This is a genomic window from Actinocorallia lasiicapitis (genome assembly GCF_054778695.1).
The window spans coordinates 1-503 of sequence record NZ_BAAGZI010000945.1 but is presented as its reverse complement, the minus strand read 5'-3'; the positions used below and the strand labels follow the sequence as shown (position 1 = coordinate 503).

Below are 503 nucleotides of genomic sequence, written 5' to 3'. Positions count from 1 at the left end.
GCGGGTCTTTTTTCACCCTGCTACGCAGGATGGGTGCCACGCCCTTTCACAAAACCCGCGACGACGATCGCGCAGCAGCTCCAACATCTCCAGGCCGAAGGCATGGCGATCCCCGACATGGCGCGGGCCGAGCACTGGTTACGCCATGTCAGCTACTACCGTCTGAGCGCCTACTGGCTGCCCTTCGAGTATCCCCAGGGCAATCCTGGCCCCCGTTTCTTACCGGGCACCAGCTTCGATACCGTCACCGACCTGTACGATTTTGACCGCCGCCTTCGGTTGCTAGTGCTCGATGCGATTGAGCGGATAGAAGTCGCTGTACGGGGTAGCTGGGCGTACGAGCTGGCGCAGCGGTTTGGGCCCCATGGCTATCTTGATGCGGCGCTCTACCATCATCCGGGTAAGTACCGTGACAACCTGACGCGCTTGACCAACGACGTGGCAAGCTCGCCCGAGACGTACATCGACCATTACCGCCGGACCTACAGCACGCCGGCAATGCC

General features: G+C 61.6%; 1 protein-coding gene. It reads left to right on the top strand.

Annotated features, from left to right (window positions below):
* Positions 1-102 precede the first annotated feature (102 nt).
* A partial coding sequence (locus ACYVE7_RS35625) for an Abi family protein (RefSeq protein WP_460371135.1) occupies positions 103-503 on the top strand: 401 nt, incomplete at its 3' end.